Source organism: Streptomyces sp. NPDC056128 (assembly GCF_042263835.1).
Lineage (GTDB): Bacteria > Actinomycetota > Actinomycetes > Streptomycetales > Streptomycetaceae > Streptomyces.
The window spans coordinates 1-17856 of the sequence record NZ_JBHJVQ010000007.1 but is presented as its reverse complement, the minus strand read 5'-3'; the positions used below and the strand labels follow the sequence as shown (position 1 = coordinate 17856).

Below are 17856 nucleotides of genomic sequence, written 5' to 3'. Positions count from 1 at the left end.
AGCCGTCCTTGGGTTTCGGGGTTTGGGGACCGTGAACAACCAACCCGGCGGCGGCCCGGCGCCCGGGGTTTACCCCCCCCCCCCGGCGATTACCCCCGAATCCCGGTCCCATGCACGGCCGCCGGGACGGGTTCGCGGACCGCCCTCACCCGACCCGGATGCCCACGAGACACGTGTCGTCGTCGGTGTCCGACCTGCTGTAGGTGAGCAGCCGGTCCAGATGCTGGTCCAGGGTGTTCGGCGTCGGGCTGACGGTGGTCAGCAGCTGGTCCAGCGCCTCCTCCACGGAGCGGTCCCGGCGCTCGATCAGACCGTCGGTGTACATGAGCAGCGTGTCCTCGCCGGCCAGTTGCACCTCGGCCTCCTCGTACGCCGCCTCCGCGACCGCGCCCAGCAGCATCCCCCTGACCAGCGGCAGCCGCTCCGCCCGTACGCCGCGCACCAGGACCGGCGGCAGATGGCCCGCCCTGGCCCAGCGCAGGGTGCGCCGGGCCGGGTCGTACAGACCGCACACAGCGGTCGCGGTGACTCCGCCCGTCAGGTGGTGCGCGACGATGTTGAGCCAGGACAGCAGCTGGCCCGGACCGGCCCCGGTCACCGCCAGGCCGCGCAGCGCGTTGCGCAGTACCACCATGCTGGTCGCCGCCTCTATGCCGTGCCCGGCCACGTCGCCGACGCACAGCAGCACCAGCCCGTTCGGCAGCATCACGGCGTCGTACCAGTCGCCGCCGACCAACTGCTCCGTCTCCGCGGGCCGGTAGCGGACGGCCACCTGGAGCTCCGGCACCTTCAGCGGGGTCTGCGCCGGCGGCATGATGGCGTGCTGCAACTGCAGGGTCAGCCGGTTGCGCTCGATGGCCTGCTGCTCGGTGTGGGCCAGCTGGTCGCGCGTCGCGGCGAGCGCCACCTCGGTCCAGTGCTGGGCCGAGATGTCCTGATAGGCCCCCCGTACGACGAGCAGGCGGTCGTCGGTGTCCAGGACCGGCTCGGCCACCACCCGCACGTGCCGGGTCACGCCGTCCGGCCGCTGCAGCCGGAACGCCGCCGACGCCGGCCGCCGGTGGTGCAGCAGCGTGCGCAGGAAGCGTCCGATGGCGACCGCGTCGTCCGGATGGGCGTGGGCGGCCAGCTCCTCCAGCCGCACCGGGGTGCTCGTCCGCGGACGTCCGTAGAGGTCGAAGAGCTGCCCATTCCAGGTGATCTCGCCGGTCAGCAGGTTCTCCTCGAAACCGCCGATGCGGCCCAGACGCTGGGCGTGCTGGAGGAGGCTGGCCAGCCGGGCCGTCTCGTCCTCGATGCGCCAGATGAGCAGGACGGCGTTGCCGTGCCGGCTGACGCTGATGTCCGCGACCGCCGACAGCGCCACCTGGTCCACCAGCGCGGTCAGGTTCATGCGCCGGGCCCGGAACGGCTCGCCCGTCGCGTACACCCGCTCCACGTGCCGGAACAGCTCGCTGTCCCCGGCGGCCATCGGGTACGCCTCCAGCAGCAGGGCGCCGCCCACGACGGCACGCGGCCGTCCGGCGGGGTCCATGAAGCTCTCGTTCACGTGCTGGATGCGGAAGTCCGCCAGGTGGCCGTCGGCGTCCAGGTGCGGCACCAGCACCAGGGCGGGGTCGTACAGTCCGTCGGCCAGGTCCATCAGCTCCACCGCGTCCGGCATGACCCGCGGCCGCTGCCCGGTGCCGTTCGGCGGCGTGTACGACTCCAGGGTGTGCGCGCACAGCTCCGCCAGGGCCTCCACCTGGCGCACCACCTGGGGCGGCTGCGGCACCAGCGGCGCCGGCCAGGCGATCTCCAGCACGCCGTGCAGGCGTCCTCCGGTGCCGGCGGGCACGGCGACCCTGCCCCCGTCCGGATACTGGTGCCGGCCCACGCTGGGCAGCCCCGTCTCCGCCAGGGACGTGATCCACTGCCCCGCCCGCTCGGTCAGTCCGGACCGGGCCACCGTCGTCACGTCCGGCGGCACGTAGCGCCAGCGGGTGGCCTCGGCCGGGGAGAACCCCGCGCTGCCGGCCAGGGTGAGCGACCCGTCGTACCCGGCCGCCCAGATGGCCACCGCGACCGCGCCGAGCGGGCGCAGCGCCTGCTCCAGCAGGGAGTCGGCCACGGCCTGGGTGTCGCCCGCGGCCAGCGCGCCGCTCTCGGCGGCCCGCAGGCGTACGGCGGCGGAGTCGGCCCCCGCCGACCCGGGCTGCCGGGCCCGCCCGGAGTCCCCGCCGTCCGCGCTGTCCCCGCCGGTCCCGGCGTCCCGGCCGGACTCGGAGCGCACGGCGGCGGTCGCCGCGAGGAAGGCGTCCGTCACCTCCGACATCCGGTCCCGTGCCGCCTGGTTGATGACGTCGACCGCGAACTCCAGCGGCGTCGCCCGGGACTGCTCGGCCAGTTCGGCGAGCTGCCGGGCCGCCTGGGCCGGACCGCAGCCGAGCCGCGCCACCAGGATGCCCTTGGCCAGCTCGATCAGGGCCCGGCCCTCGGCCTCCGCCTGGGCGGCCCGTACCTCGCTGCTGAGCCGGTCGACGGTGGCCGCCAGCCGGCCCACGGGCGACAGCGGCGTCAGGGTGCGCATGCCGACGGCCGGTCCGTCGAGCGCGCAGGACTGCGGCGGCCCGGGCGCCGGGGGCGGTGCGGCGGACGCCTCCCGCGGTGCGGCGGCGGCCGGTTCGCGTGACTGCTCGGACTTGCTCACGACGGGGACGCTCCTCGGCTGGCGAGGGCCACGGAGCGCGACGGGCCGCGCCGCGCTCCGTCCGGCCCACCCTGGTACGGGACGGGGGCCGGTGTGGTCATGCGGGCAGCCACCGTCGGACGCAGGCGATGAGGTCCTGGGTGTCGACGGGCTTGGTGACGTAGTCGCTGGCGCCCGAGGCGAGGCTCTTCTCCCGGTCGCCGGGCATCGCCTTGGCGGTGACCGCGATGATCGGCAGCTCGGCGTACTCGGGCATCCGGCGGATCTCCGCCGTCGCCGTGTAGCCGTCCATCTCCGGCATCATCACGTCCATCAGGACCAGCGCGACCTCCGGGTGGTGCGTCAGCGTTTCGATGCCCCGGCGGCCGTTCTCCGCGTGCAGGACCCGGAAACCGTGCAGCTCCAGGATGCCGCTGAGCGCGAAGAGGTTGCGCGCGTCGTCGTCGACGACGAGGACGGTGCGCCCGGTGGGGGAGTCCTCCCCGAGGTGCGCGCTCGCGCGCCGCGGCTCCTCCGGCCGGACCAGGGTCAGTACGTCCCCGGGCTCCTCGGCGGCCAGGTGCAGGGCGATGCGCTCGCGCAGCTCGTCGAGGCTGGACAGGAACTCCAGCGCCCCGCCCGCCGCGCCGGAACGCAGGTCGTCCTCCAGGGCCGCGTCCGCGCGGTGGCCGCTGTGCACCAGCACGGGCACGCTCGCCAGCGCGGAGTCGCCCCGCAGCGCGTGCAGGAACCGGGACGCCTCCTCGTCCGGCATGCCCAGCTCAAGGACGACGCAGTGGCACGGCTCGGCGGCCAGCGCGCCTGCCGCCTCCTGCGCCCCCACGGCCGTGATCACGTCGAGCGGGGGCCGGTCGCCCGCCTCGTCCCGCCCGTGCGTCAGATCGGCGATCACGCTCTCCGCGACGAGGGTGAGCAGACCGCGCGGGCGCTCCTCCACGACCAGCAGCCGCCGCGGCCGCGGCCGGTGACCGCCGCTCGTCAGCTCGGGCACCGGTGCCGGCCGGTCGAGCACGTCGGCGGACGACTCGTCCGGCACCCGGTCCGGGCCCCGTACCAGCAGCTCCTCGAAGTCGGGCCGGGTCACGGGCAGGAACAGCGTGAAGGTGCTGCCCCGGTCGGGCGTGCTGTCCACGGTCACCGCGCCGCCGAGCAGCTGGGCGATCTCCCGTGTGATGGACAGGCCGAGCCCGGTGCCGCCGTACTTGCGGCTCGTCGTGCCGTCCGCCTGCTGGAAGGCTCCGAAGATCGACTCCAGGTTCTGCTCGGGGATGCCGATGCCGGTGTCCTTCACCCGGAAGGCCACCACGGCACCGCCCCGGACCACGCCCGCGGGCACCTCGTCGTCCGGTGCCGGTTCGACGGCCAGTTCCACGCCGCCCCGCTCGGTGAACTTCACCGCGTTGGACAGCAGGTTGCGCAGCACCTGACGCAGCCGGGAGTCGTCGGTCAGCAGGTCCGCCGGAGCGCCGGCGGCCGTCGCCACCGTGAACTCCAGGCCCTTCTGCGTCGTCATGGGCCGGAAGGTGGCCTCGACGTACTCGATGAGCTGCCGCAGCGTCACCCGCTCCGGGGCGACGTCCATCTTCCCCGCCTCGACCTTCGACAGGTCCAGGATGTCGTTGATCAGCTGGAGCAGGTCCGAGCCCGCGGAGTGGATGATGCCCGCGTACTCGACCTGCTTCGGGGTGAGGTTGCGCGAGGGGTTCTGGGCGAGCAACTGGGCGAGGATCAGCAGGCTGTTGAGCGGGGTGCGCAGTTCGTGGCTCATGTTGGCCAGGAACTCCGACTTGTACTTCGAGGCCAGTGACAGCTGCTGGGCCCGTGCCTCCAGCTCCTGCCGGGCCTGCTCGATCTGGAGGTTCTTCGCCTCGATGTCCCGGTTCTGCGTGGCCAGCAGGGACGCCTTGTCCTCCAGCTCGGCGTTGGAGTGCTGGAGTTCCTCCTGCTGCACCTGCAGCTCCGCCGAGCGGGCCTGGAGTTCGCCGGTGAGGCGCTGCGACTCGGCCAGGAGTTCATCGGTACGGGCGTTGGCCACGATCGTGTTGACGTTCACGCCGATGGTCTCCATCAGCATTTCCAGGAAGTCCTGGTTGATCTGCGTGAACGGGGCGACCGAGGCGAGTTCGATGACGCCGAGGACCTGCCCCTCGACCACGATGGGCAGCAGCACCAGGGCCGTCGGGACGATCTCGCCGAGCCCCGAGGAGACGGTCAGGTAGCCGGCCGGCAGGTCGTCCACCAGGATGGTGCGCCGGCTGCGTGCCGCCTGGCCGACCAGGGTGCGGCCGAAGGCGAAGCGGGTGGGCCTGGCCGTGGTCTCCGGGTAGCCGTAGGAGCCGACCAGCCGCAGTTCGGGACCCTTCTCCCCGTCCTCGGCCAGGTAGAACGCGCCGTACTGCGCCGACACCAGCGGCACCAGCTCGTCCATGATCAGCTCGGCGACCACGGGCAGGTCCCGGTGCCCCTGCATCAGGCCGGAGATGCGGGCCAGGTTGGTCTTGAGCCAGTCCTGCTCCTGGTTGGCCCGGGTGGTCTCGCGCAGGGACTCCACCATGGAGTTGATGTTGTCCTTGAGCTCGGCGACCTCGCCGGACGCCTCCACGTTGATGGAGCGGGTCAGATCGCCCTCGGCGACGGCGGAGGTGACCTGGGCGATGGAGCGGACCTGGCGGGTGAGGTTGCCCGCCAGCTCGTTGACGTTCTCCGTGAGGCGCTTCCAGGTGCCGGAGACGCCCTCCACCTCGGCCTGACCGCCGAGCCGGCCCTCGGTGCCGACCTCGCGGGCGACGCGGGTGACCTCGTCGGCGAAGGCGGACAGCTGGTCGACCATCGTGTTGATCGTCGTCTTCAGTTCGAGGATCTCGCCGCGCGCGTCGACGTCGATCTTCTTCGACAGGTCGCCCCGGGCCACCGCGGTCGTCACCAGCGCGATGTTGCGCACCTGGCCGGTGAGGTTGTTGGCCATCGAGTTGACGTTGTCGGTGAGGTCCTTCCAGGTGCCGGCGACGTTCGGCACGTTGGCCTGGCCGCCGAGGCGTCCGTCGGTGCCGACCTCGCGGGCGACGCGGGTGACCTCGTCGGCGAAGGCGGACAGGGTGTCGACCATCGTGTTGATGACGTCGGCCAGCGCCGCGACCTCGCCCTTGGCGTCGACGGTGATCCGCTGCGACAGGTCGCCCCGGGCCACGGCGGTGGCGACCTGGGCGATGGAGCGGACCTGACCGGTCAGGTTCGATGCCATCACGTTGACGTTGTCGGTGAGGTCCTTCCAGGTGCCGGACACCCCGCGCACCCGGGCCTGGCCGCCCAGGTTCCCGGCCGTGCCGACCTCGCGGGCGACGCGGGTGACCTCGTCGGCGAAGGCGGACAGTTGGTCGACCATCGTGTTGATGGTGTTCTTCAGCTCCAGGATCTCGCCGCGCGCGTCCACGGTGATCTTCTGCGAGAGGTCGCCCTTGGCCACGGCGGTGGCCACCTGGGCGACGTTGCGGACCTGGTTGGTCAGGTTGCCCGCCATGAAGTTCACCGAGTCGGTGAGGTCGCGCCACGTTCCCTTGACGCCCTGGACGTCGGCCTGGCCGCCGAGGCGTCCGTCGGTGCCGACCTCGCGGGCGACGCGGGTGACCTCGTCGGCGAAGGCGGAGAGCTGGTCCACCATCGTGTTGATGGTGTTCTTGAGTTCGAGGATCTCGCCGCGGGCGTCGACGTCGATCTTCTGGGAGAGGTCGCCCTTGGCCACGGCAGTCGCCACCTGGGCGATGTCACGCACCTGCGTGGTCAGGTTGCCCGCCATGGCGTTGACCGAGTCCGTCAGGTCGGCCCAGGTGCCCGAGACCCCCGGCACCTTCGCCTGTCCGCCGAGGGTGCCCTCCGTGCCGACCTCGCGGGACACCCGGGTCACCTCGGAGGTGAACACGGACAACTGGTCGACCATGCCGTTGAAGACCTTGGCGATGTCGCCCATCAGGCCGTCCGAGTCGTCCGGCAGACGGGTGCCGAAGTCGCCGTCCCGCACGGCCGTCAGGCCCGCCAGGAGGCGGCGCAACTCCTGATCGGCCGGAACCGCGTCGACGGCCCCGGCGCTGTCGTTGGTCATGCGCACCCTCGTTCCGCTCCCCAGGAGCCCTCGGAGCGAGGACTCGGACCCCCTCCGGACCGATTGGGTGGGTCCGGGCTGTTGCGCGGCATTTCCGCTGTTCACGGATCCGCACGATGAGAAAAATACGCCCGAGATTAACCCAGGTGCGGGGTGCGGACAAAGCGGGGCCGCCACCCTGCGCGGGGGCGTTTCGCCACCCCCGATCGGCCCGCGGGCCCGAATGCGGTGGCCCCGGCCGGGTATCTGCTGCTGTGGAGCCCGACCGGCTCCGCGGAAGACGCCGAAACGGGAGGGAAGGGACAGCGTGCCGATGGAGAGCATCTGGTCGTACACGGCGGACAGCGGTCACGTGGAGGGACAGGACCTGACGGAGTGCACCGTCGTCGCCGACGACGGAACCATCGGGCACGTGGACCGGCAGGCCGAGCACTTCGGCATGGAGCACCTGGTCGTCGACACCGGAGTCTGGGTGTTCGGCCGGAGCGTGCTCGTGCCGGTCGGCGTGGTCCGCGGCATCGACCCCGAGTCCCGCACGGTGACGCTGACCTGCACCAGGGCCGAGGTGAAGGCCGCGCCGCGGTTCCGCACCGACAGCGAGACGATGGACCGCGACTACCTGGCGTCCGTCGGCGACTACTACCATCGGCTGCCGCCGCGGGAGACCCCCGCGACCTGACCGGGCGCCGGAAGAGAGCACACGGAACACGCTGAACACGCTGACAACGGGGACCCACGACATGGAACCAAGCGAAGGGATCACCACGGCCTCGTCCGGCGTCGCGCCCCCGGGGGTGCCGGCACCGGCCGTGGTGGGCAGCGCGGCGGCGGCCCGCGCGTACGCCGAGACGGTGGCGCGCGCCCAATGGGGCGGCCCCGGCCGCGCGGTCCGCGACGAGGACGTCGTCGACCTGCTGCTCGTGGTCTCGGAGCTGGTCACCAACGCGATCCGGCACGGCGACGGACTGGCCGGCTTCGAGGTGCGGCCCACGCCCGAGGGGCTGTGGATAGCCGTGCACGACCACAGCGCGGTGGTGCCGCGGGCCGCGTACGACTTCCCCACCACGCACCCGGGGGGCGGCTACGGCTGGCCGCTGGTCGCCCGGCTGGCCCGGGACATCGCCGTGGACCTGCGGGAGGGCGGCGGCAAGACGATCAGCGTGCTGGTACCCCTGCGCCGCGCGAGCACCTGACCCGCAAGGTCACCAGGGCAGGAAGACGTGGATGTCCTTGCCCCGCTCACCGGTGACGACGCTCACCTGGTCGGACAGGGTGTGGATCAGATGCCAGCCGATGCCGCCGCCGCCGTTGCTCGGATGGAAGGGACGCGGCGCGGGCTCGGTCGCGCTGGTGTCGTGCATGACCACGTGCACGCCGTCGAAGGTACGGCGCAGCCGCAGCTGGAACGGTCCGGGGGCGTACTGCACGGCGTTCGCCGCCAGTTCGGTGACCACGAGGAGGATGTCGTCCCAGTGCTCGGGCGCCGCGGGAGGAGCCGCACGGGACAGGTCGTAGAGGAACTCCTCCGCGACCAGCCGCGCACCGGTCACATTGTGCAGTTCCCCGGTGAAGCTTGCCGTGCGGTTCGTGATCTCCTCGGAAGCCAGTGTCCTGTCCCTACGCGACTCGGCTGCCATCTCGCCTTCCCCGGCCCGCCACCTGCCGGGCCTCGTCCTTCCTTCGCATTCCCTTCGTTTGTTAGTTCCCGAGACGGCCGAGGCTAGTCGCGTCGATATGCCCGGCCCTCGCGGTGCGACCCGGGGTGACGGCCCTGTCACCCCCGGGCGCTGTTTCAGCGGAGGAACACGCTGTCCGACTCCTCCCAGCCGGCCGGCTCCTCGGGCGGCGACTGCGGCGGCCGGCGGTGCGAGCGCGCCTCGTACATCGCGTCGATCTCCAGGGCGTAGGTCCGCACGATCTCGTCCCGCCGCAGCTTCATCGACGGGGTGAGCAGCCCGTTGGCCACGTCGAAGGGCTCCGGCAGGACGCGGAAGACCCGGATGGACTCCGAGCGGGACACCGCGCTGTTGGCCGCCGCCACGGCCCGCGCGACCTCCTCCCGCAACGCGTTCTCCTCGCGTGCCTCACGGGCCGCCGTGTCGCCCTGCGCGGCGAGCGCCGCCCGCCAGTGCGTCAGGAACTCCGGGTCCAGCGTGATCAGGGCACCGACACAGGGCCGGTTGTCGCCGACCACCACCGCCTGGTGCACCAGCGGGTGCATCCGCAGCCGCTGCTCCAGGGCGGCCGGGGCGACACTCTTGCCGCCGCTGGTGATGATGATGTCCTTCTTGCGGCCGGTGATCGCCAGATAGTTCTCGTCGTCCAGATGCCCGAGGTCGCCGGTGGCCAGCCAGCCGCCGCGCATCACCTCGCGGGTGGCGGCCTCGTCACCGACGTACCCCTGGAACAGCGACGGCCCGCGGACCAGGATCTCCCCGTCGTCGGCCAGCCGGATCTCCATGCCGGGCAGCGGCTGCCCGACGGTGCCCGACTTCTCCCGGCCCAGCGGCTGCATCGTCAGTCCGCCGCTGGTCTCCGTCAGACCGTAGCCGTCGTGGACGTAGACCCCGATGCCCTCCCAGAAGAGGGACAGCTCGCGGCTGAGCGGCGAACCGCCGGACGTCGCCCGCAGCACCCTGCCCCCCAGCGCGGTCCGCAGCCGGCGGTACACCGTCCGCTCGTACAGGGCGTGCTGGAGCCGCAGGTCGAAGCCGGGCCCCGGCCCCCTGCCCAGCCGCTGGCGCTCCAGCGCCCCGGCGAAGTCCCGCGCCGTGCCGGCGGCCCGCTCGAACAGTGCCCCGCGCCCCGCCTGCTGGGCCGTGCGCAGGAAATTCTTGTAGATCTTCTCCAGGACCGACGGGACGGCGTACAGATACGTCGGACGGAAGGAACGCAGGGCCGAGGAGAGCGCCTCGCCGGTCATCGCGGGTTCGTGCGCCATCAGGAGACCGCCCCGCACACACAGGGTCTGGATCATCAGCCCGTACACGTGCGAGAAGGGGAGGTAGGCGAGGACCGCGCCCTGCTCCCCCTCCGGCGCCACCGTGTGGCCCCAGCCCGCGATCAGCGTGTCGCACGGGCGGGCCAGCCCGCGGTGGCTGAGCGCACAGCCCATGGCCCGGCCCGACGTCCCCGAGGTGTAGGCGACGACCGCGGTGGAGTCCGGCAGCACGATGCGGCGCATGGAGTCGACGGTGGCGAACGGGAGGTACTCGCCGCGCGCCACGAGCGCGTCCAGCGCGCCCGCGTCCACTTGCCAGACGTGCCGCAGCGCCGGCAGCGACGCGCACACCGACCCGACGGTCATCACGCTCTGCTCGTCCTCGACCAGCACGCCCACACAGCCGGCGTCCCGCAGGATGTACTCGACCTGGTCGCGCGAGGAGGTCGGATAGATCGGCACCACCTCGGCGCCCACCGTCCACAGCGCGTAGCTGAAGACCGTCCACTCGTACCGGGTAGGGGCCAGGATCGCCACCCGGTCGCCCGGCGAGATCCCGCTCGCTATCAGCCCCTTGGCCAGGTCGACCACCTCGTCGCGGAACTCCACCGCCGTCACCTCGTCCCAGACCGCGGAGTCGGGACCGCGGCGCCGCGCCAGCATCGGCAGGGTCGGCGTGCGGACGGCCGTCTCGAAGAGGCTGTCGGCGAGCCCGCCGGTCAGCGGCTGGACGGCCCGGGGAGCGGGAGCGAGGTCGCGCATACGCTGGCTCCTGACGTGTACGGACGGTGACACCACCCACGAGTACCGTGGCCGGCGGTGCTCGGAATCTAGCCGAGCCGCAGGCCGCGGGGGGCCGGGACGGCAGAAGTGTGTCCGCCCGGTGATCTCGGCTCAGGCCGCCTGGGTCCGGCGCACGCACGCGGTGACGACCTCCCGCAGACTGCCCGTGCGCTCGAGCAGCTCGCGCTGCACCCGGGCGCCGTTGCCATGCCGCAGCAGCGTCTCGACGCCCTCGCGCACCCGGTCGAGGTCGCCGTGGTCGGCCAGCGCCTCCTCGACGTGCTTCACCAGCGCCCGTACGACCGCCGAGGCGGGCATCCGCCGCATCGTCGCGGGGTGCAGCAGCTCCTCCGTCAGCCCGGAGCGGGCCGCCCGCCAGGCCGCCAGTCGGAGCAGGCTCACGCTGTGCCCGTCCGGCTCGGTGCCCGCGCGCCACTCCCGGGCGGCCGTCTCGACCAGCGCGCGGGCGAGGGCGGCGAGGACGACGGCGGTCCCCGCGTCCAGGCAGACGTCCGCCACCCGGAACTCGACCGTCGGATAGCGCTGGGAGAGCCGGACGTCGAAGTAGACCATCCCGTCGTCCAGGATCGTCCCCGTGGCGAGCATGTCCGCGACCCGGCGGTGGTAGCGCTCCGCCGAACCGAACAGCTCCGTCGGACCGGCCGACGGCCACCGCTGCCAGACCCGGCTGCGGTAGCTGCTGTACGAGGAGTCCTCGCCCTGCCAGTACGGGGAGTTCGCGCTCAGCGCGGTGAGCAGCGGCAGCCAGGGCCGCACCCGGTCGATGACCGCGACGCCCTCCTCGTCGGAGTCGACCGAGACGTGCACGTGGCAGCCGAGGACGAGCTGTTCGTGGACGACGACGCCGTACTGGCCGGCCATCCACTCGTAGCGGCGGTTCACGCCGATGGACGGGGTGACCGGCAGCGGTGACGTGGCGAGCGCGGCCACGGCACACCCGATCCCCCCGGCGTGCCGGCCTGCCTCCTCACGGCAGCGGACGATCTCCGCGTGCAGCCGCCCCAGGTCCGCCTGCGGATGCGTGGCGAACTCGACCATCTGCTCGTGCAGCTCCTTCTCGAAGACGTCCTCGGCGTCGTCGAGCGAGGCTCTGGCCAGCACGGCGGCGGACAGCGCCCGTGGCTCGCCGGTCACGGGGTCGACCAGGAGGAGCTCCTCCTCCACTCCGACGGTGCGCACGTGGTGCCGCCTCTCTGTGGGCTCTCAGGACCAACAGACTGCCCCGGGCAGCCGGTCGGACACCTGGTCGTCTCACAGGGCGTACGGCATCAGCCACACCGTGGCCAGCGGAGGCAGCGTGATCCGGATGCCGCCGTCCTCGGACTTGACCGGGTCGGGGTTGGCCACCCCGCTGCCGCCGTACTCTCCGGCGTCGGTGTTGAGCACCTCCTGCCAGGCGACGGCCTCGCCGGGAACGGCCAGGTGGTACTCGTGCCGGACGACGGGGGAGAAGTTCGACACCGCCAGCAGCGGCGCACCGTCCGCGTCGAACCGCAGGAACGCGAAGACGTTGTCCTCGGCCGCGTCCACGGCGACCCACCGGAAACCGGCCGGGTCGGTGTCGCGCTGCCACAGCGCCGGGGTGCGCGCGTAGCGGGTGTTGAGTGCGCGGACCAGGTCCTGGATCCCGCGGTGGTCGTCCGCCGAGTGGTATCCCTCGTCCAGCAGCCACCACTCCGGCCCCTGCTCCTGGGACCACTCGGCGCCCTGCGCGAACTCCTGTCCCATGAAAAGCAGTTGCTTGCCGGGGTGGGCCCACATGAAGCCGAGGTAGGCACGCACGTTCGCCCGCCGCTGCCACCAGTCGCCCGGCATCTTCGACACCAGCGCCTGCTTGCCGTGCACCACCTCGTCGTGGGAGATCGGCAGGCAGTAGTTCTCGCTGTACGCGTACACCATCGAGAACGTCATCTCGTGGTGGTGGTACTTGCGGTGCACCGGCTCGTGCGCGACGTACTCCAGCGAGTCGTGCATCCAGCCCATGTTCCACTTCAGCCCGAACCCGAGCCCGCCCGTGTCGGTGGGCCGGGTCACCCCGCCCCACGCGGTCGACTCCTCGGCGATGGTCACCACGCCGGGGCAGCGCCGGTAGACGGTCGCGTTCATCTCCTGGAGGAACGCCATGGCCGCCAGGTCCTCGCGGCCGCCGTACTGGTTGGGCTCCCACTGCCCGGAGTCGCGCGAGTAGTCGAGGTAGAGCATCGAGGCGACCGCGTCGACCCGCAGCCCGTCGATGTGGAACTCCTCGCACCAGTACACCGCGTTCGCCACGAGGAAGTTGCGCACCTCGGTCCGGGCGAAGTCGAAGGTGTACGTTCCCCAGTCCGGGTGCTCCGCGCGCCGGGAGTCCCCGGGCTCGTACAGCGGGTCCCCGTCGAAGCGGCCCAGCGCCCAGTCGTCCTTCGGGAAGTGCGCCGGCACCCAGTCCATGATCACGCCGAGGCCGGCCCGGTGCAGGGCGTCGACCAGGAAGCGGAAGTCGTCGGGTGAGCCGAGGCGCGCGGTGGGCGCGTAGAAGCCGGTGACCTGGTAGCCCCACGACGGGCCGTAGGGGTGCTCGGCGACCGGCATCAGCTCCACGTGGGTGAAGCCCAGGTCCTTGACGTACGCGGGCAGCTCCTCGGCCAGCTCGCGGTAGGTGAGCCCCGGCCGCCAGGACGCCAGGTGCACCTCGTACACGGAGAAGGGCGCCTCGTGCACCGGCGTGGCGGCCCGGGTGCGCATCCACTCCGCGTCGCCCCACTCGTACCGCGAGGCGGTTACCACGGACGCGGTGTTCGGCGGCTCCTCGGCCGCGCGGGCCATCGGGTCGGCCTTGAGGAACCGGTGGCCGTAGCGCGAGTGGATCTCGAACTTGTACTTGGTGCCCTCGCCGACGCCCGGCAGGAACAGCTCCCACACCCCGGACGAGCCCAGCGAGCGCATCGGGAACGCGGTGCCGTCCCAGTGCGTGAAGTCGGTGGCGACCCGCACCCCCTGGGCGTTCGGCGCCCACACGGTGAACCGGGTGCCGGTGACGCCCTCGTGGCTCATGGGCTCCGCGCCGAGCGCCCGCCACAGCTCCTCGTGCCGGCCCTCGGCGATCAGGTGCAGGTCCAGCTCGCCGAGGGCGGGCAGGAAGCGGTACGGGTCGTGGACCTCGTGCTCGCCCTCCTCGTACGCCACGACGACGCTGTACGCGGGGATCGAGGCCAGCGGCAGGACACCGGAGAAGAGGCCGTCCTCCTCGGACACGAGAGCGTGGCGCTCGCCGTCCACGACCACGCTCACCTCGCGGGCGAAGGGCCGCAACGCACGGAAGGCGACCCCGCCGGGGACCGGGTGGGCACCGAGCAGGGCGTGCGGATCGTGGTGGGCGCCCGCCAGCAGGCGCCCCCGGTCGGCGGGGTCCAGCGGCGGGGCGGTACCGCACGCGCCGGGTGTGGACGGGACGGGTGCGGACGGCTCGGGGAGTGAGGTGTCGCGGAGTGCCACGGGTCAGTCTCCTCTCACGGCGAGTCGTTCGATCGCCGCCATGGGTACGGGAAGCCAGTCGGGGCGGTGCCGCGCCTCGTACAGCACCTCATACACGGCCCGGTCCGTCTCGTAGGCGCGCAGCAGGCCGTGCTTCTTACGGGGGTCCCAACCCGCGCGGGCGGCGTAGCCCGCGCAGAACGCCTCCCGGCAGCGGCGCGCCCACTCGGGGCGCCAGGGGCGCCGCTGCCGGGCGGCGTAGTCGAAGGAGCGCAGCATGCCCGCGATGTCCCGGACGGGGGAGTGGGCGCTGCGCCGTTCGGCCAGCGGGCGGGACGGTTCGCCCTCGAAGTCGATGACGAACCAGTCCCGGCCGGCCCGCAGCACCTGCCCGAGGTGCAGGTCGCCGTGGATGCGCTGGGCGGGCGGTCCGGAGTCGCAGGTGGACAGCGCGGCGAAGGCGGCCCGCAGTCCCGGGACGAAGGGCTGGAGCGCCGGTACGCAGTGCGCGGCGGCCGTCAGCCGCTCGGTCATCGCCGCCGCGGTGCGGCCGTTCTCCCCGGGGGCCCCGGCCGGGAAGGCGGAGGCCAGCGCCAGGTGCACGTCCCCCATCGCCTGTCCCAGCTCGTGGGCCTGCACGGTGAAGTCGTCCCCGGCGGCGAGCGCGTTCAGGGAGAGGGTCCAGCCGTCGGAGGCGTCGTGCAGGAACGGCTGGAGCACGCCGAGGGTCGCCTCGTAGGGATGGGTCGTGTGCATCCACGCCACCGGCGCCGGGACCCGCCCGCAGCCCTGGCGGGCCAGCGCGTCCGGCACCTCGAGGTCGGGGTTGACGCCGGGCTGGACGCGCCGGAAGAGCTTGAGGATGAACTCGTCGCCGTAGATCAGGGAGGAGTTGGACTGCTCGGCGTCCAGGAGGCGCGGCGCGAGTCCGCCGGGCACCGGCCGCGCGGGGTCGGACTCGAAGCGCAGCGGTCCCGCCTTGCCGGGGTGCCGCAGCCGTTCCAGGAGGAGCTGTGCGGTGCGCGGATCGTGCAGCGCGTCGTAGACCGTCCGCCCGGCCAGCGGGCCGTCCTGCACCTGACCGATGATCGCCCGGCCCAGGCGCGGCGAGGGCTGCTCGCGCACGCCGAGCAGCAGTTGGTAGCAGTCCCCCGCCGAGGGGGCGCCGCCCGGGGCGGGCACGGAGCCCTGCCCGGTGTGCACCAGGAGGTGCAGACAGCCCGGGAACAGCTCGGTCATCGACAGCAGACCCAGCTCGGCGACGGGCCGGTCCTTGCCGGCGAACCAGCGCTGGTGCGGCAGCCACTCCCGCAGCAGCTCGCCGAGCGACGCCATGGGCTCGGCGAGTTGCCTGCGTCTCGGGCGCAGGGGTGCGGTCTTCGGCATGGTGACGCGTCCTTTCCTCGGCCCAGGCTCAAGCGCGGCGGCCGATGCGGGATGCGACTCGGGTGAGCCGGAACCAGTAGAAGCCGTGGCCCCCGAGGGTCAGCAGGTACGGCAGCTCGCCGATGGCGGGGAAGCGGACTTCGCCGAAGAGCTCGACCGGGTGGCGTCCGGCGAACTCGCGCAGGTCCAGCTCGGTGGGCTGTGCGAACCGCGCGAAGTTGTTCACGCACAGCACCAGGTCGTCCTCGTACTCCCGCAGGAAGGCGAGTACTGCGGGGTTGGAGGAGGGCAGTTCTGTGTAGGTGCCGAGGCCGAAGGCGGGGTTCTGCTTGCGGATCTCGATCATGCGGCGGGTCCAGTGCAGCAGGGACGAGGGCGAGGCCATGGACGCCTCGACGTTCGTCACCTGGTAGCCGTAGACGGGGTCCATGATCGTCGGCAGGTAGAGGCGCCCGGGGTCGCAGGTCGAGAAGCCCGCGTTCCGGTCCGGGGTCCACTGCATCGGGGTGCGCACGGCGTCGCGGTCGCCGAGCCAGATGTTGTCGCCCATGCCGATCTCGTCGCCGTAGTAGAGGATCGGTGAGCCGGGGAGGGCGAGCAGCAGCGCGGTGAACAGCTCGATCTGGTCGCGGTCGTTGTCCAGCAGGGTCGCGAGCCGCCGCCGGATGCCGATGTTGGCGCGCATGCGCGGGTCCTTGGCGTACTCCGCGTACATGTAGTCGCGCTCTTCGTCGGTGACCATTTCCAGGGTCAGCTCGTCGTGGTTGCGCAGGAAGATGCCCCACTGGCAGCCGGACGGGATGGCCGGGGTCTTGGCGAGGATCTCGGAGACCGGGTAGCGGGACTCGCGGCGTACGGCCATGAAGATGCGCGGCATGACCGGGAAGTGGAAGGCCATGTGGCACTCGTCGCCGCCGGCGGAGTAGTCGCCGAAGTAGTCGACCACGTCCTCCGGCCACTGGTTGGCCTCGGCCAGCAGCACGGTGTCCGGGTACTGGGCGTCGATCTCGCGGCGGACGCGCTTGAGGAAGGCGTGCGAGGCGGGCAGGTTCTCGCAGTTGGTGCCCTCTTCGGCGTACAGATAGGGCACGGCGTCCAGGCGGTAGCCGTCGACGCCCAGGTCGAGCCAGAACTTCAGCGCGGCCAGCATTTCCTCCTGCACGGCCGGGTTCTCGTAGTTGAGGTCCGGCTGGTGGGAGAAGAACCGGTGCCAGTAGTACTGGCCGCGGACCGGGTCGTGGGTCCAGTTGGACGCCTCGGTGTCGACGAAGATGATGCGGGCGTCGGCGTACTGGGTGTCGTCGTCGGCCCAGACGTAGTAGTCGCCGTAGGGGCCGTCGGGGTTCTTGCGGGACTCCTGGAACCACGGGTGCTGGTCGCTGGTGTGGTTCATGACGAAGTCGATGATCACGCGCATGCCGCGCTGGTGGGCGGCGTCCACGAACTCCACGAAGTCGGCGAGGTCGCCGAACTCGGGGAGCACGGCGGTGTAGTCGGAGACGTCGTAGCCGCCGTCGCGCAGGGGTGACTTGAAGAAGGGCGGGAGCCAGAGGCAGTCCACACCCAGCCACTGCAGGTAGTCCAGCTTGGCGGTCAGGCCCTTGAGGTCGCCGACGCCGTCGCCGTTGCTGTCCTGGAAGGAGCGGACGAGGACCTCGTAGAAGACGGCTCGTTTGAACCAGTCCGGGTCGCGGTCCTTGGCCGGGGTGTCCTCGAAGGTGTCCGGCACGGGCTCGTTCACGGTCATGACGCTCCTGACCCTCCGTTCTGGGACGCGGCGGCGGACGGCCGGCGGACGTGGAAGACGTGGGCGGGAGCCCCGCCGGGCTCCAGGCGCACGTAGTTCGTCCGGCCCCAGTGGTAGGTCCGACCCGTGAGTTCGTCGTGGACGGGCACGGTTTCGTGCCAGTCCAGTCCGAGCTGCGGCATGTCGAGGGAGATCGTGGCCTCCTGGGTGCGATGCGGATCGAGGTTGGCCACCACCAGGACGGCGTCGGACCCGAGGCGCTTGCTGTACGCGATCAGCGCGTCGTTGTCGGTCCGGTGGAAGCGGAGGTTGCGCAGCCGGTGCAGCGCGGGATGGTCGCGCCGGATGGTGTTGAGCTTGGTGATGAGGGGGGCGATGGTGCGGCCCTCGCGGGCTGCGGCGGCCCAGTCGCGGGGTTTGAGCTGGTACTTCTCGGAGTCGAGGTATTCCTCGCTGCCTTCGCGCAGGGGGGTGTGTTCGCACAGTTCGTAGCCGCTGTAGATGCCCCAGGTGGGGGAGAGGGTGGCGGCGAGGACGGCGCGGACCTCGAAGGCGGGGCGACCGCCCCTCTGGAGGTAGGCGTGCAGGATGTCGGGGGTGTTGGCGAAGAAGTTGGGCCGCATGTAGGAGGCGGCGTCCCCCGAGAGTTCGGTGAGGTACTCGGTCAGTTCCTGCTTGGTGTTGCGCCAGGTGAAGTAGGTGTAGGACTGCTGGAAGCCGATCTGGGCGAGGGTGTGCAT

At 72.0% G+C, this 17856-nt stretch carries 10 protein-coding genes and 1 pseudogene; 2 read left to right on the top strand and 9 right to left on the bottom strand.

The genetic code is table 11. The annotated features are described in order from the left end of the window. Window positions 1-145 precede the first annotated feature (145 nt). Both ACFC1X_RS16305 and ACFC1X_RS16300 read right to left on the bottom strand, forming a co-directional pair. On the bottom strand, window positions 146-2569 hold the full coding sequence (locus ACFC1X_RS16305) for a SpoIIE family protein phosphatase (protein WP_376354524.1): 2424 nt from the start codon (window positions 2567-2569) through the stop codon (window positions 146-148). Window positions 2570-2786: 217 nt separating this feature from the next. Further along, window positions 2787-6785, bottom strand: coding sequence for a HAMP domain-containing protein (locus tag ACFC1X_RS16300; RefSeq protein ID WP_376353847.1), 3999 nt, complete (start codon window positions 6783-6785; stop codon window positions 2787-2789). Window positions 6786-7098: 313 nt separating this feature from the next. Between ACFC1X_RS16300 and ACFC1X_RS16295 the strand changes: the two genes are divergently transcribed. Further along, entirely contained in the window at window positions 7099-7464 is a 366-nt protein-coding gene (locus tag ACFC1X_RS16295; protein ID WP_376354521.1) for a PRC-barrel domain containing protein, read from the top strand. A 61-nt stretch (window positions 7465-7525) separates the two neighbouring features. Then, window positions 7526-7978: an ATP-binding protein gene (locus tag ACFC1X_RS16290; protein WP_376353844.1), complete on the top strand. Its 453-nt coding sequence runs from the start codon at window positions 7526-7528 to the stop codon at window positions 7976-7978. A 9-nt stretch (window positions 7979-7987) separates the two neighbouring features. On the opposite strand, the gene ACFC1X_RS16285 is transcribed toward ACFC1X_RS16290, so the two are convergent. The 7 genes and pseudogenes from ACFC1X_RS16285 to ACFC1X_RS16255 all read right to left on the bottom strand — a co-directional run. Beyond that, on the bottom strand, window positions 7988-8422 hold the full coding sequence (locus ACFC1X_RS16285; RefSeq protein ID WP_376353841.1) for an ATP-binding protein: 435 nt from the start codon (window positions 8420-8422) through the stop codon (window positions 7988-7990). A gap of 155 nt (window positions 8423-8577) precedes the next feature. Further along, the gene (locus ACFC1X_RS16280; protein ID WP_376353839.1) at window positions 8578-10488 is read right to left on the bottom strand and encodes an AMP-dependent synthetase/ligase; all 1911 of its coding nucleotides are present in this window, start codon (window positions 10486-10488) and stop codon (window positions 8578-8580) included. A 132-nt stretch (window positions 10489-10620) separates the two neighbouring features. Continuing rightward, window positions 10621-11709 carry a glutamate--cysteine ligase gene (locus ACFC1X_RS16275; RefSeq protein WP_376353836.1) on the bottom strand — a complete coding sequence of 363 codons (1089 nt, stop codon included), beginning with the start codon at window positions 11707-11709 and terminating at the stop codon, window positions 10621-10623. Window positions 11710-11781: 72 nt separating this feature from the next. After that, the gene (gene glgB, locus ACFC1X_RS16270; protein WP_376353833.1) at window positions 11782-14004 is read right to left on the bottom strand and encodes a 1,4-alpha-glucan branching protein GlgB; all 2223 of its coding nucleotides are present in this window, start codon (window positions 14002-14004) and stop codon (window positions 11782-11784) included. A 3-nt stretch (window positions 14005-14007) separates the two neighbouring features. Then, window positions 14008-15369: a maltokinase gene (locus ACFC1X_RS16265; protein ID WP_376353830.1), complete on the bottom strand. Its 1362-nt coding sequence runs from the start codon at window positions 15367-15369 to the stop codon at window positions 14008-14010. 28 nt (window positions 15370-15397) lie between these two features. After that, on the bottom strand, window positions 15398-17116 hold the full coding sequence (treS, locus tag ACFC1X_RS16260) for a maltose alpha-D-glucosyltransferase (RefSeq protein WP_376353827.1): 1719 nt from the start codon (window positions 17114-17116) through the stop codon (window positions 15398-15400). After that, window positions 17113-17856: pseudogene (locus ACFC1X_RS16255) on the bottom strand (alpha-1,4-glucan--maltose-1-phosphate maltosyltransferase); the annotation flags it as partial. The gene treS and the pseudogene ACFC1X_RS16255, both read right to left, overlap by 4 nt.